This window comes from Streptomyces sp. HUAS MG91 (assembly GCF_040529335.1).
GTDB classification, from domain to species: domain Bacteria; phylum Actinomycetota; class Actinomycetes; order Streptomycetales; family Streptomycetaceae; genus Streptomyces; species Streptomyces tabacisoli.
The window spans coordinates 4,804,299-4,817,145 of the sequence record NZ_CP159534.1; the positions used below are offsets into that span (position 1 = coordinate 4,804,299).

Consider the following 12,847-nt stretch of genomic DNA (forward strand, 5'->3'; position numbering starts at 1 on the left):
ACTGTCAGATTACTGAACTGACGCTCCGTCAGGAACAGGGTTGCAGGCAAAGGCTGGGGCTGGTGCTCGTGTCGATCTCTGCCCGGCGGGCGCGGAGTTCAGTGCGGCGGCGCGGGAGTCACCACGGGAGCTTCACTTCTCGCCCTCCCAGACGAACCCGTCCAGGTCCGTGAAGGAGTCGCCGGTGCCGCCGAGGACGATGTGGTGCGCGCCCGTGCCGTCGTCGGCGACGCCCAGGTCCTTGGCCAGGCCGCGCCGCTTGTAGAGCGCCAGCTTGACGGTGCCGGTGCCGGAGTCGGTGCCGGTGCCGGAGTCGGCGGCGGTGCCGGGGGCGAACTCGGCGTACTTGCCGCCGAAGCTCTTGGCCACGCTCAGGCCCCGCTCGACGTAGAACTGCTTGGTGGCCTTCACGTCGTCGACGCCGAGCAGCAGCACGAACTCGTCGATCTCGCGGGTGGCCGGGCCGGTGTCCTTCTTCGCGGAGGTCGCGATCTTCCAGATGGTGCCGTCGGGGGCCCGGACCACACCGCCGTAGCCCCACATCGACTTCGTGGCGGGCTTGAGCACCGTGGCGCCGGCCTCCACGGCGGCGCCGACGAAGCCGTCGACGGTGGCGGGCCCGGACACGGTGAGCGCCAGGGTGAAGCCGCGGAAACCGTCGGCGGGCGTTTCCCCGGCGGCCCGGAGGCGGACGTGCGCGTCCACGCCGAAGGCGCGGTAGAAGGCGGCGGCGGCCTCGGGGTCCGCCACCTCGAGGGTGACGGAGGCGAGGGCGACGGGGGCTGTGGTGGAAGCGGTGGTTGCCATGTCCTTCACGCTAGGCGCGGCACGGCAGCCACCGCTTCTCGAATCCTGACCGGTTGCCGAGGGACCCCTGGGGCGTGTGTCGAAAAGTCCTGGAGCGACACACGCCCTAGAGGGCCGCGGCCACCTCCTTGGCCACCCGCTCGCCGGAGCGCACCGCGCCGTCCATGTATCCGCACCAGTACGCCGATGTCTCCGTGCCCGCCCAGTGGATCCCGCCCACGGGCGTGCGCAGCGCGGTGCCGTACTGGGTGAGCACGCCGGGCGGCGCGTAGGCGACCGGGCCGCCGCGCGAGAAGCCCTCGTTGTCCCAGCGCTGGAGGACGAAGGCGGTGGGGTTCGCCGCCTTCTCGCCGAAGTACGTCACGTAGTCCTTCAGGACCGCCGCCTTCACGTCGGCCTCGGACGCGCCGTCGTTCGCCCGCATCCGGTCCGCCTCGATGAACCCCATCAGCGCGCCGTAGGAGCCGTCGGGCGGCGAGTTGTCGAAGGAGGAGCGGACGGTTCCGGCGTCGCTGACGACCTGCCCGTTGAGCCCGTCCGCCCGCCAGAACGGGGTGTCGTACACCGCGATCGCCTTGCCGATCGACCCCATGGGCAGCCGCTGGGCGAGCTGGTCGCGGGCGGCGGGCAGCAGCGGGTCGAAGTCGATGCGGGCCGCGAGCGGCGGCGGCACGGCGACCACGACGCGGCTCGCGGTGACGGTGACGCCGTCGGCGGTGAGCCGGTAGCGGCCGTCGGCGGTGCGGGTCACCTTCCGCACGGGCGCGGAGAGCCGGACCCGGTCGCCCAGACGTGCCGCCAACTTCAGCGGCACCTGCTGCGAGCCGCCCACGAAACGGGTGGCCTGCGCGCCGTCCGCCGTCTCCGTGAGGCGCTCCAGGGTGCCCGGCGCCGACTCGTTGCCCGCGCTCGCTATGTAGAACAGGACGTAGAGCAGGGAGAGTTCGCGGGGCTGCGCCGAGAAGACCGAGGTGCAGGCCACTTCGAGGAGGAAGCGGGCGGAGGGGATCACCGCGTTGGCGCGCAGCCAGGTCTCGAAGGTCTGGCGGTCCCACTCCTCGGCCTTCGGCGCCGTCCAGGGCGCCTCGACCGGGACCTTCTTCGCCATGTCGTCGAGCATCGCCTGCACGGCGGCGGCGTTGGCGAGGCCCGCCGCGTCGATGGGCGGGACGGAGCCGAGGAGGCCGTCGGTGGCGTACGGGGTGCGCTTGCCGTCCTTGTAGAGGATGTTCTTGCCGGTGTTGTACGTCGGGAACGTCTCGACGCCGAGATCGGTGGCGAGGGCCCTGATCCGGTCCTGGGTGGGGCCGATGAACTCGCCGCCGCCCTCCGTGGCGCCGCCGTTCGGCAGCTTCAGATTGACGACCCGGCCGCCGACCCGGTCCCGCGCCTCCAGGACCAGCACCTTCTTTCCGGCCGCGGTCAGGTCGCGGGCGGCGGTGAGGCCCGCGAGTCCGGCGCCGACGACGGCGACGTCGACGTCCTGGGTGTCGGCCGTGTCGGCGGCGCGGGCGGTGCCCGTGCCGGTGGCGATCAGGGTGGTGGCCGCGGCGCCGCCCAGCAGGGCGCGGCGGCGGGTGAGGTCCTTGCTGAGCGGGTGTCTTTCGCGTGGCATTGCGTTGTACTCCGTCTCGCTCGTGGTGACCGGGGTTTCTCGGAGGCCCGGATGTCGTCGTCCGACGGCCGGTGGGGGGAGGTTGCGCGCAGCGCCTGCCTCAGGGGCGCGGGGAACCGCGCGACCAGTCACGACGGTGGCGCGCCCGAAAGACGACGGTGGCCGGTGGTCAGACGTGTTTGGCCACCGCCCTGCCGATACGGTCCGCGTCGCGGGCCATCTCGCGGAACATGCCGGAGATCGGGTTCGTGTAGCCCTGGAAGTACAGGCCGGGCAGGGGATGCGGGGTGCGGGGGCGTCCGGTTCGCGGGTCCAGTACGTCGCCGAGGTGGCCGACCAGATTCTCCAGGCCCTGGCGGTAGCCGGTCGCCGCGATCACGGCGTCCGGGGTGATCCGGGTGCCGTCGGCGAGGACGACCGTGTCGCCGTCGAACGACTCCACGGCGGCCACCGGCTCGACCTTCCCGCGCTGCACGGCGTCGATGAGCCCGACGTCCTGCACCGGGATGGAGCCCTCCCGCACGCGCGCGTACAGGCCGGTGTCCGGGCGCGGCAGACCGTGGGCGGACAGGTCGGGGACGCTCAGCTTCCCCAGCGGCACGGCCAGCCGGTCCACCAGGGACACCGGGAGGCGGCGGCAGAGGATGCCGGTGAGCTGGGCGGGCCAGCCGAGCGTGGAGCGGCGCACGATGTGCGGGGCGGTGCGCACGGCGAGCCGGACCCGGGCGGCGCCGCCCTCGGTCAGGTCGACGGCGATCTCGGCGCCGGTGTTGCCGACGCCGACGACGAGGACGTCCTGACCGGCGTACGGGGCCGCGTTGCGGTACTCGCTCGCGTGCCGGAGCGAGCCGGTGAACGTCGCCCTGCCGGGCCAGTCGGGCAGCCGCGGGGTGTGGTTGTAGCCGGTGGCGACGACGACGGCGTTCGCGGTCAGCTCGCGCCCGCCGGTGGCCCGCAGCTGCCAGCCGGTGCCGTCGGCGGCGCGCTCGACGCGTGTCACCTCGACGCCGGTCACGACCTCCAGATCGTGGAACTCGGCGTACTTCTCCAGGTACCGCACGACGTTGTCGCGGGAGACCCAGCGGCCGAAGCGGCGCGGGATGGGCAGGCCGGGCAGCGCCGACAGGCGGCGCGTGGTGTGCAGGTGGAGCCGGTCGTAGTGGGCGCGCCAGGAGGCCCCGACCCGGTCCGACTTCTCCAGCACGACGGCGCGCACACCGTGTGCCCTGAGGCTCGCGGCGGCGGCCAGGCCGCCCGGCCCGCCGCCGATGACGTACACCGGGGGGCGCTCGTGGCTGCGGGCCGGCGTGGGGTGGGCGTCGGTCATGAGCGGAGCGTAGATCCGGGTTCCGCTTGATGGGGCCCCGTCAAAGAGGAAACCGGTTGCGGATTGATCACGGGGGTCGTTGGTCGCAGGCATCTTCGCGGGGCGCCTCGCTCGGGCGCGGGGAAGGCCGGGCGAGGGCGTCGCGCATCGACGGGCCGAGTCGGCAGGGCGGGGCAAGCGGTGAGGAGTACGCCCCTTAGGGGTGTAGTCCTAAGGAGCGGATGTGCGACGGCTCCTTCTGTGCGGATCGGCCATGTCCGTGATGGGAGGCCTCCTGTCCAGTACCGCCCCACTGCGCGGCCGGGCGCAGCTGGAGCTGGTGGTGAGGCCCTTCGGGTACCGGGCGGCGGCGCAGTTCTGGGATGTCGCGCAGGAGCCCGCACTGGCGGCCAGGCTGCATGCCGTCGTCCGGGGGACGCCCGCCTATCGCCGGCAGTTCCTGGCGGACGACGTGCCCGGCGCATCACTGAGCCATTGATCAATTTCTATGAGGCGGTCATGCGGCCGTCGTGGGCCCGGCTGGAGAGCGGCCAGGCCGCGGAGGTCTGGGCTCAATCGTCGGAGCGCTTCGCGGCGCAGGTCGTCGGCCCGCACTTCGAGGCCGTGTGCAGGGAGTACGTGCTCGGGCCCGGACGGTCTCTGCTCGGGACGGCGCTGGGGGAAGTGGGTGCGGGGGTGGTGACGGATCCGGCCGCCCGGCAGCGGATCCAGGTCGATGTCGCCGCCGTAGAGCCTGGATCCGGAGGTGCCAGGCCCGCGGTCGCCCTGCTGGGCGAGGCGAAGTGGGGCACGGTCATGGGCGTGAAGCATCTGGAACGGCTGCGTCGGGCACGAGAGTTGCTCACGGGCCGGGGGCTGGACACCGCACGGTGCGGGCTCGCTTGCTTCAGCGCGGCAGGCTTCACGGACGCACTGCGCGAGGAGGCCGCCCGTGGGGGAGTGCTGTTGATCGGACTTGAGGAGCTGTACGGAAGGTCGATGCCGTCAGCGGTCCTCGGCTGACAGGGTTCCGGCCGGCAGGCACTTGCAGGCTGACTCCGGATGCGGTGAACTGACGTACCGTCAGATACGCGAGGAGGGGCCGGACTTCATGGATGCGATGGGCCTCAGTGGGGCCGAGTGGCTCGCCGTGCTGCGGATCGGGCTCGGCCTGTGGTGGCTGGAGAGCTGGCGGCACAAGGACAAGAAGGGCTGGTTCGAGCGCGGCACCGGGATCGCGTGGGCCGCCGACGTCGCGGGCAAGCACCGGTGGACCGCCGTCCGCAGCGGCTTCGACGTCGTCGTGAAGCCGCGGCCGAAGACCATGGCGTACGTGGTCGTGTACGCCGAACTCGCCCTCGGCCTCGGCCTGGTGCTCGGGTTCCTGACCCCGGTCGCGCTCGTCGGCGGGCTGCTGCTCAATCTCCTGTACTTCACGCTCATGATCCACGACTGGGCCGAGCAGGGGCAGAACGCGATGATGGGGCTGATCTCGATCGTCGCGCTCTTCGCGATGTCCTGGCAGACCTGGTCCCTCGACCACGCGATCGGACTGTTCTGATGAGTGCTCCGACGGACGCGCCGGGCCACGGGCCGCGCTTCGACCTCCCCGAGACCGACGCCTTCACCCGCCCCTACTGGGAGGCCGCCGCCGACGGCACCCTGCTGCTGCGGCACTGCGCGGGGTGCGGGCGCAGCCACCACTACCCGCGCGAGTTCTGCCCGTACTGCTGGAGCGAGGACGTCCACTGGCGGCCCGCGTCGGGCCGGGCCACCCTCTACACCTGGTCCGTCGTCCACCGCAACGACCTGCCGCCCTTCGGCACGCGCACCCCGTACGTCGCCGCCGTCGTCGACCTCGCGGAGGGCCCGCGGATGATGACCGAGGTGGTGGAGTGCGGGCCGGAGACGCTGCGGGTGGGAATGGCCCTGGAGGTCTGCTTCCGCGCGGACGGGGACGGGGGCGGCGGGGTGACGGTGCCGGTGTTCCGGCCGGGGGCGGGCGGGTAATGCGGGTGCGGGGTGGTGCGGGTCTCGCCATCATGGGCGGATGACGCCGACGCAGCCCCGGCCCGCCGCCGGAACCTGGGAACTCAGCGCCGATCCGGCGGAGTTCGAGCGTGCCGCCGGCGCCTACCTGCGCGCCGACCGCGCCCTGCACACCGTCCAGCTCAGCGTCACCGCCGCACTGCTCGCCGGGGAGCCCCGGTACACCGGGGTACGGCCGAGGTTCGGGGTGTGGCGGGACGGGGACGGCCGGGTCGCGGGCAGTTTTCTGTGCACGCCGCCGTTCCCGCCGGTGGTGAGCCCGCTCGGGCCCGACGCCGCACGGGAGCTGGCCGCCGTGCTCGACGGGGACGGGCCGGGCGGCGACGGCCCCGACGGCGACGGGCTCCGCGGGGTGAACGGGCCGGTGGAAGGCGCCCGCGCCGTCGCCGCCTGGCTTCGGCGGCACCCGGGCGGCACGGTCGAGGAGAGCATGGCGCAGCGGCTGTACCGGCTCGACCGGCTGACCCCGCCCGACCCGGCACCGGCGGGCCGGGCCCGGGTGGCCGGGGCGGCGGACCGGGCCCGGGTGGCGGGCTGGATCAAGGACTTCGCCGACGAGGGGCACGGCGGGCCTCCCGGCGGGTTCACCGAGGAACAGGCCCTGGCCTGGACCGACTCCCGGCTCCCGGGCGGCGGCGTCACGCTGTGGGAGGCGGCCGACGGCACACCGGTGTCGATGGCCTCCGTCACCCCGCCCGGCGCCGGATGCGTGCGCGTCGCGTCCGTGTTCACGCCGAAGGAGCGGCGCGGCCGGGGCTACGCGGGAGCCGTCACGGCCGAGGTCAGCCGGGTCGCGGTGGAGCGGGGCGCCGACGAGGTGGTGCTCTTCACCGATCTCGCGAACGGCACGAGCAACGCCCTCTACCAGCGCCTCGGCTACCGCCCCGTACGGGACTTCACCGTCCTGGCGTTCGCCCCACGGGTCACGGCCACAGCAGCTCCTTGAGCCAGCCGTTCTCCGTGCGGGAGTACTTGAGCCGGACGTGGCGTCGCCGGGCGTCCCCCTGGAAGAACTCCACCTCGTCCGGCTGAAGGGCGTACGCCGTCCAGGACGGGACCGGTGCGTCCGGCTCGCGCTGCGCCCGGTCCCACGCGGCCCGCGACTCCCGCTCCAGCTCGTCGAGGGAGGCCAGGGTCTCGCTCTGGTGGCCGGTCAGGGCGGCGGCGAGCGCGCCGGTCGAGCGGGCGTGCAGGTCGGCCTGGGCCACGGCGGCGGGCGCCGTGCGGACCGGGCCGCGCACCCGGACCTGCCGGCCCTGCACCGGCCAGTAGAAGCCGAGCGCCGCGTACGGGCGGGCGGCCAGCTGACGCCCCTTGGCGCTGCCGGCGTGCGAGGCGAACGTCCAGCCGTCGGCCGCGTCGGCGCCGTGCAGCATCACCGTACGGACATCGGCCCGGCCCTCGGCGTCGGTGGTGGCGAGCGAGGGGGTGTGCGGCTCGGGCTGCCCGGCCGCCACGGCCGCCGCGAACCACTCCACGAACAGCGGCAGCGGTTCGGCGGGGGCGGCCCCGGGGTCGAAGGCGGGCAGCTCGGTGTCCCAGACGCGCAGGGACCGCAGCAGGGGTTCGAGATCGGAGGTCATGCGGCGATTGTCGCCCCCGAACGGCCGCGCCCCGCTAGGCGCCCCGCACCACGTCGAACACCTGCTTCTGCACCCCGTTGGCATACGCCTCCTGCTCCACCAGCCGCAGCTTCCGGGTGTCCTGGTCCGCCGTGCTGAACAGGCGCTTGCCCGCGCCGAGCAGCAGGGGGAAGACCAGCAGGTGGTAGCGGTCGATCAGGCCCGCGTCGGAGAGGGCGTGGTTCAGGGCGATGCTGCCGTGGACGATGACCGGGCCGCCCTCGGTCTCCTTCAGCGCGGCCACCTCGTCGAGCGAGCGCAGGATCGTGGTCGGGCCCCAGTCGGAGACCAGCGCGTCCTCGGTGAGCGTGGTCGAGACGACGTACTTCGGCAGGTCCTTGTAGTCGCCGAACTCCTCCATGGCGGGCCACACCGGGCTGAACGCCTCGTAGCTGGCCCGGCCGAGCAGCATCGCCGCCGCTTCCTTCTGCTCGCGGCCCTTGATCTCGAAGGCCTCGGGCACGAAGTCGATGTCCTTGAACGTCCAGCCGGCGTTGCGGTAGCCGCTCTCGCCGCCGGGGGCCTCCATCACGCCGTCGAGCGAGATGAAGGCGGTGCTGATGAGCGTACGCATGAGGGGCTCCTGGTCTCTTCGGGTCGCGGTCGGTCGTCGTGCGCGTCACGGTTGTCGTCCGTACGCCCATGATGACCGCGACCGACAAAGAAACTCATCGGTGAGAGCGCGAGCCGGTCACTCCCGGCCGAGCACCACCGTCCCGGACGAGCAGAACCAGCCGCCCGTGCCGGACGCCACGGCGAGCGCGGGCGGGGAGCCGTCCGCCCGGCGCACCTGATGGCCGCCCGCCGTGCCGCGCAGCTGCCGCACTGCCTCCACCAGCAGGAACAGTCCGCGCATCCCGGGGTGCTGGGCGGACAGGCCGCCGCCGTCGGTGTTCGTCGGCAGCTCGCCGTCGCGCAGCAGCCGGCCCTTCTCGACAAAGGCCCCGCCCTCGCCCTTGGCGCAGAACCCGAGGTCTTCGAGGGTCACCAGCGTCATGTAGGTGAAGGCGTCGTAGATCTCCGCGATGTCGATCTCGGCCGGTGACACCCCCGCCCGCTCGAAGGCGAGGCGGCCGCTGACGGCCGCGGGGGAGACGGTGAAGTCGTCCCACTCCGACATGGTGGTGTGCGAGACGTGCTCGCCCGAGCCGAGCACCCACACCGGGGAGGTCGCGCAGTCCGGTACGAGGTCCGCGGCGACCATCAGCACCGCCGCGCCGCCGTCGGAGCGGATGCAGCAGTGCAGCTTGGTGAACGGGTCGGCGATCATCGGCCCGCCGAGCACGTCGTCGACCGTGACCGGGTCGCGGAACATCGCGTCCGGGTTCGCCGCCGCGTTCTGCCGGGCCTGCACCGCGACCTGGGCGAGCTGGTCGAGGGTGGTCCCGTACTGGTGCATGTGGCGGCGGGCCGCCATCGCGTACTTGGCGATGAGCGTGTGCCCGTACGGGACCTCGAACTGGAGCGGGCCGCGGGCGCCGAAGGACAGGTTCGACGTGCGCCGCTTCGCCTTGATGTCGGCGCGGGCCGTCGAGCCGTAGACGAGGAGGACGGCGCGGGCGTGCCCGGCGGCGATGGCGTCCGCCGCGTGCGCCGCCATCACCTCCCAGGTGGAGCCGCCCACCGAAGTGGAGTCCACCCAGCGGGGTTTGAGGCCCAGGTACTCGGCCACCTCGACCGGGGCGAGGGTGCCGAGTCCGGCGCTGGCGACTCCGTCGATCACGTCGGGGGTGAGGCCCGCGTCGGCCAGTGCCCTGCGGGCGGCCTGGGCGTGCAGGGCGTAGGGGGTGGCTTCGTCGACCCGGCCGCAGTCGGAGAGGGCGATGCCCGTGATGGCGACCTTGTGCTGGGAGCCAGTCATGAATCTGACGGTACATCAGATTCGGGTGGGTCGTCAGCCCCGGCCGCTCCCCAGGGGCGCCGCGGCGGATCCGGAGCGGAAAAGTCTGGGCATGCGTGGCCGCGCGCTCTAACATGACGCCCCGTCAGAAAGGGGCCCGCATGGACGCCACGTTCACCGAGGAACAGCAGGAGATCCGCCGTACCCTGCGCGAACTCACCACGAAACGCTGCACCCCGGACGACGTCAAAGCCGCCACCCGCACCCCGGCAGGCCACGACCTCGCCCTGTGGGGCGCGCTCGGCACCGAGCTGGGACTGCCGGGCCTCGCGCTGCCCGAGCGGTACGGCGGGGTCGGCGCCACCGTCACCGAACTCGCCCTCGCGCAGGAGGAGTTGGGGCGGGCCCTGACCCCCTCCCCGCTCTTCGCGACCTGCGGTCTTGCCGCCCCGCTGATCGCCGCCCTCGGCACCGACGCCCAGCGGGACGCACTGCTCCCGAAGATCGCCGGCGGCCGCCTCACCGTCGCCCTCGCCGTCCCCGGCACCGGCCTGGCCACGGCCCTCGGCCTGGTCGCGGAGAACACCGGCGACTGGGCCGGCGGCGGGCGCGCGGGCGGGGTCCAGGCCCGCAGGGCGGACGGCGGCTGGCACCTGTACGGGCAGGCCGAGCAGGTCCTCGACGGGCACAGCGCGGGCCTCCTCCTGGTCGCCGCGCACACCGGCGGCTTCGCCCGCTCCCGGACCCTGCTGTTCCTCGTACCGCAGGACGCCGCCGGTCTCGTCCGGACCCGGCAGACCTCGCTCGACGAGACCCGGCCGCAGGCCCGGATCGAACTGCGCGACGTACCCGCCGAGTTGCTGGGTGAGGAGGAGGCCGACGTGCGGGGCGCGCTCGCCGCGGCCGGTGACACCGCCGCCACCCTGCTCGCCGCCGACGCGGTCGGCGCCGCCGACCGGGCCCTGGAGCGGACCGTCCAGTACGTCAAGGAGCGCGAGCAGTTCGGGCGGCCGATCGGGTCGTTCCAGGCGGTCAAGCACCGGCTCGCCGATGTGTACGTGACCGTGCAGGCGGCGCGCTCCGCCGCCTACTACGCGGCCTGGGCCGCGGGCGACACCGGCGGCGAGCGGGCCGGGGCCCTCGCGCTCGCCCAGGCGCTGGAGGCGCTGCGCACCGCCGCCGCCGAGGCCGTCCAGCTGCACGGCGGCATCGGCTTCACCTGGGAGCACGACGCCCACCTGTACCTGAAGCGGGCCGCGGGCGACGAGCTGCTCTTCGGGCCCGTGCACCTGCTGCGGGCCCGCGCCGCGCAGACCGCCGGCCTCTTCGGTCCGGCCGCCGCGGTGAGCGCCTGATGGCGCCGCCGGGGCTGCGCCTCGTGCAGAAGGTGTCGTCGACCAGGACGTTCGCCCGGCTCGCGCCGCACGTCATCCCGGCCATGGACCGCGCCGTCCACCGGCTGACCAAGGGGAAAGTGCTGGTCAGCGCCCAGATGCTGCCCGGGGTCATCCTCACCGCGCGCGGCGCGAGGAGCGGCCTCGAACGGCGTACACCGCTCGCCTGCATGCCCGAGGAGGGTACGGGCACCTGGCTGCTGATCGGGTCGAACTTCGGGCGTCCCGGACATCCGGCGTGGACGGGGAACCTGCTGGCCCACCCCGACGCCGAGATCAACTGGCGCGGAAAAGACATTCCGGTCACCGCGCGGCTGCTCAACTCGGCCGAGCGGGACGAGGCTTGGGCGGCGGCGCTGAAGTTCTGGCCGCCGTACGCGGCGTACCAGGCCCGGGTGGACCGGGAGATCAGGCTGTTCCGGCTGGAGCGGCGCCGGCCCTGACGCGGGCGGGCCGCCGGAGCGGGCCCCAACGGCAACGGCGGCGGCTCACGCTGACCACGCGAACCGCCGCCGTCCGACAGGACCAGAGGAAGGGAGTGCCGCTACTTCGTCGGCTTCTTTCCGGTCACGCCCAAGTGGACCAACAGCGCCAGGTTCGGCTTCAGTTCGGCCTGCTTGACGCCCCAGGTCTGGAAGCCCTTCTGGTGCGAGGCGACCGCCGCGAGCATCGCGACCAGCGAGCCGGCCACGGCCGCCGGGCTGACGTCCTTGTCGACCTTGCCCTTGTCCTGGAGGTCCTTGACGGCATCGGCGAGGGAATTGTTCACCGAGTTCAGGATCTTCATGCGGAGCTTGTAGAATCGCTTGTCGCCCTCGGCCGCGCCGAGGTCGACGACGCGCAGGATCGCGTCATTCTTGCGCCAGAACTCCAGGAAGCCGTCGACGAGTTCCTGCGCGGTCGCCCAGCCGGCCTTGCCGACCCAGGAGCGGTCGGCCACCAGGCCGGTCAACTCGGCCCCCTCGGCCGCCATTTGCTCGGCGATCTCCAGGACGGCGCCCTCGACGTCCGGGAAGTACTGGTAGAAGGTCGCGGGCGAAGTGCCCGCCTTTCGCGCGACATCAATGACTTTGACGTCCCGGTAGGGCGAGGAGCTGAGCATCTCGCCGAGGCAGTCGAGCAGCTTTTGACGTGTTGCCTGACCACGCCGTCCGGCCACACGACCGTCGACGGTACGTACTTGTCCTGTCATGCCGTCAGCTTACCGAGGGGTGATCGGAGCGCGATCTGGCCGACTGCAAATGGGGTTGGGGCCCGTGAAACGGGACCGGTCGCCGGTCAAATCCGGTGCCGGGAGCGACGGGAATTGGCCATTCGTTCGAATGTGAACAGTTCGGCCCCGACCTGCGTCGCTAGCGTGCCGCCATGGCCCCCGTACGCAGCGCGTTCCCGGAAGGCGCCCCGTGCTGGGCCGACGTCCAGCTGCCGGACGTCGAGGCGGGCAAACGGTTCTACGGGGATCTCTTCGGGTGGACCTTCGACGAGGGCGCCGGGGCCGAGCGGGGCTACTACACGGCGGCGTACAGCGAGGACCGCGCCGTCGCCGCCCTCGCCCCCCTGTTCGGCGCCGCGGGACCGGCCTGGACCGTGCATTTCGCGGTCCGTGACGCCTACGCCACCGCCGCCCGGGTCACCCGCTCCGGCGGCCGGGTGGTCAGCGGCCCGCTCTCCGTGGGCACGGCCGCCACCATGGCGCTGGTCACCGACCGTGACGGCGGCGTCTTCGGGCTGTGGCAGGCGGGCAGCGACCCCGGCTTCGAGGTGACGGGGGAGCCGGCCGCCTTCTGCTGGACGGAACTGCCGACGCGGGACACGGCACGGGCCGACCTCTTCTACGAGACCGTCTTCTCTTACGCGGCCGGGGACGCCGGGCCCGAGGAGCCCGGAGCCGGGCCCGGGAGCGCCGGCGGGCTGCGGTTATGGGCGCCCGCCGGGACCCTCCCCTCCCCGGCCACCGCGGTCGCCGGCCGCCGCTCCACCCTCCACACGCCGCTGACCGGCGGTTTTCTCGTGCATTTCGGCACCGCCGAGCTGGAGGCCACCACCGCCGACGCCCTCCGGCTCGGTGGCGAGATACGGGTCGCGGCGCACCCGACCGGGGCCGGCCGGGTGACCGTGCTCGCCGACGACCAGGGCGCCCTGTTCGCCGTACGGGAGGTGTGAGACACCCCGATGTGCCCCCGGGTTCGCAACCGGGGCCCCGGACAGGAAGAA

The 12,847-nt window shown here is 73.2% G+C and carries 15 protein-coding genes; 8 read left to right on the plus strand and 7 right to left on the minus strand.

All coding sequences use genetic code 11. The annotated features are described in order from the left end of the window. Positions 1 to 132: 132 nt before the first annotated feature. The 3 genes from ABII15_RS21885 to ABII15_RS21895 all read right to left on the minus strand — a co-directional run bounded on the left by ABII15_RS21885 (position 133) and on the right by ABII15_RS21895 (position 3,749). Positions 133 to 807 (minus strand): glyoxalase, encoded by a 675-nt coding sequence (locus ABII15_RS21885; protein WP_353944010.1) that lies wholly within the window; start codon positions 805 to 807, stop codon positions 133 to 135. Positions 808 to 913: 106 nt separating this feature from the next. After that, a complete protein-coding gene (locus ABII15_RS21890; RefSeq protein WP_353944011.1) occupies positions 914 to 2,422 on the minus strand; it encodes an FAD-dependent oxidoreductase in 1,509 nt (502 codons plus the stop codon). A 169-nt stretch (positions 2,423 to 2,591) separates the two neighbouring features. After that, positions 2,592 to 3,749 (minus strand): NAD(P)/FAD-dependent oxidoreductase, encoded by a 1,158-nt coding sequence (locus ABII15_RS21895; RefSeq protein WP_353944012.1) that lies wholly within the window; start codon positions 3,747 to 3,749, stop codon positions 2,592 to 2,594. 253 nt (positions 3,750 to 4,002) lie between these two features. On the opposite strand from ABII15_RS21895, the gene ABII15_RS21900 reads away from it, so the two are divergent. The 5 genes from ABII15_RS21900 (at position 4,003) to ABII15_RS21920 (ending at position 6,723) form a co-directional block, all read left to right on the plus strand. Further along, positions 4,003 to 4,227: a hypothetical protein gene (locus ABII15_RS21900; RefSeq protein WP_353944013.1), complete on the plus strand. Its 225-nt coding sequence runs from the start codon at positions 4,003 to 4,005 to the stop codon at positions 4,225 to 4,227. Next, positions 4,224 to 4,751, plus strand: coding sequence for a hypothetical protein (locus ABII15_RS21905; RefSeq protein ID WP_353944014.1), 528 nt, complete (start codon positions 4,224 to 4,226; stop codon positions 4,749 to 4,751). Before ABII15_RS21900 ends, ABII15_RS21905 begins: the two co-directional genes overlap by 4 nt. 88 nt (positions 4,752 to 4,839) lie before the next feature. Next, on the plus strand, positions 4,840 to 5,289 hold the full coding sequence (locus ABII15_RS21910) for a DoxX family protein (protein WP_353944015.1): 450 nt from the start codon (positions 4,840 to 4,842) through the stop codon (positions 5,287 to 5,289). Then, positions 5,289 to 5,738 (plus strand): OB-fold domain-containing protein, encoded by a 450-nt coding sequence (locus ABII15_RS21915; protein WP_353944016.1) that lies wholly within the window; start codon positions 5,289 to 5,291, stop codon positions 5,736 to 5,738. Before ABII15_RS21910 ends, ABII15_RS21915 begins: the two co-directional genes overlap by 1 nt. A gap of 40 nt (positions 5,739 to 5,778) precedes the next feature. Then, positions 5,779 to 6,723 (plus strand): GNAT family N-acetyltransferase, encoded by a 945-nt coding sequence (locus tag ABII15_RS21920; RefSeq protein WP_353944017.1) that lies wholly within the window; start codon positions 5,779 to 5,781, stop codon positions 6,721 to 6,723. Here the strand turns inward: ABII15_RS21920 and ABII15_RS21925 are convergent. The 3 genes from ABII15_RS21925 to ABII15_RS21935 all read right to left on the minus strand — a co-directional run bounded on the left by ABII15_RS21925 (position 6,701) and on the right by ABII15_RS21935 (position 9,260). After that, entirely contained in the window at positions 6,701 to 7,360 is a 660-nt protein-coding gene (locus ABII15_RS21925; RefSeq protein WP_353944018.1) for a pyridoxal 5'-phosphate synthase, read from the minus strand. The genes ABII15_RS21920 and ABII15_RS21925 overlap by 23 nt on opposite strands. 34 nt (positions 7,361 to 7,394) lie before the next feature. Next, entirely contained in the window at positions 7,395 to 7,973 is a 579-nt protein-coding gene (locus ABII15_RS21930; RefSeq protein ID WP_353944019.1) for a dihydrofolate reductase family protein, read from the minus strand. A 117-nt stretch (positions 7,974 to 8,090) separates the two neighbouring features. Then, positions 8,091 to 9,260, minus strand: coding sequence for an acetyl-CoA acetyltransferase (locus ABII15_RS21935; RefSeq protein WP_353944020.1), 1,170 nt, complete (start codon positions 9,258 to 9,260; stop codon positions 8,091 to 8,093). 140 nt (positions 9,261 to 9,400) lie between these two features. Here ABII15_RS21935 and ABII15_RS21940 point away from each other — a divergent pair, with 140 nt between their 5' ends. Beyond that, a complete protein-coding gene (locus tag ABII15_RS21940; RefSeq protein WP_353944021.1) occupies positions 9,401 to 10,594 on the plus strand; it encodes an acyl-CoA dehydrogenase family protein in 1,194 nt (397 codons plus the stop codon). Next, the gene (locus ABII15_RS21945; protein ID WP_353944022.1) at positions 10,594 to 11,076 is read left to right on the plus strand and encodes a nitroreductase family deazaflavin-dependent oxidoreductase; all 483 of its coding nucleotides are present in this window, start codon (positions 10,594 to 10,596) and stop codon (positions 11,074 to 11,076) included. Before ABII15_RS21940 ends, ABII15_RS21945 begins: the two co-directional genes overlap by 1 nt. Positions 11,077 to 11,177: 101 nt before the next feature. Here ABII15_RS21945 and ABII15_RS21950 read toward each other — a convergent pair whose 3' ends face one another. Beyond that, complete coding sequence (locus ABII15_RS21950; RefSeq protein ID WP_111665284.1) at positions 11,178 to 11,825, minus strand: TetR family transcriptional regulator; 648 nt, start codon at positions 11,823 to 11,825, stop codon at positions 11,178 to 11,180. A 173-nt stretch (positions 11,826 to 11,998) separates the two neighbouring features. Here ABII15_RS21950 and ABII15_RS21955 point away from each other — a divergent pair, with 173 nt between their 5' ends. Then, positions 11,999 to 12,796 (plus strand): VOC family protein, encoded by a 798-nt coding sequence (locus ABII15_RS21955; RefSeq protein WP_353944023.1) that lies wholly within the window; start codon positions 11,999 to 12,001, stop codon positions 12,794 to 12,796. Positions 12,797 to 12,847 lie beyond the last annotated feature (51 nt).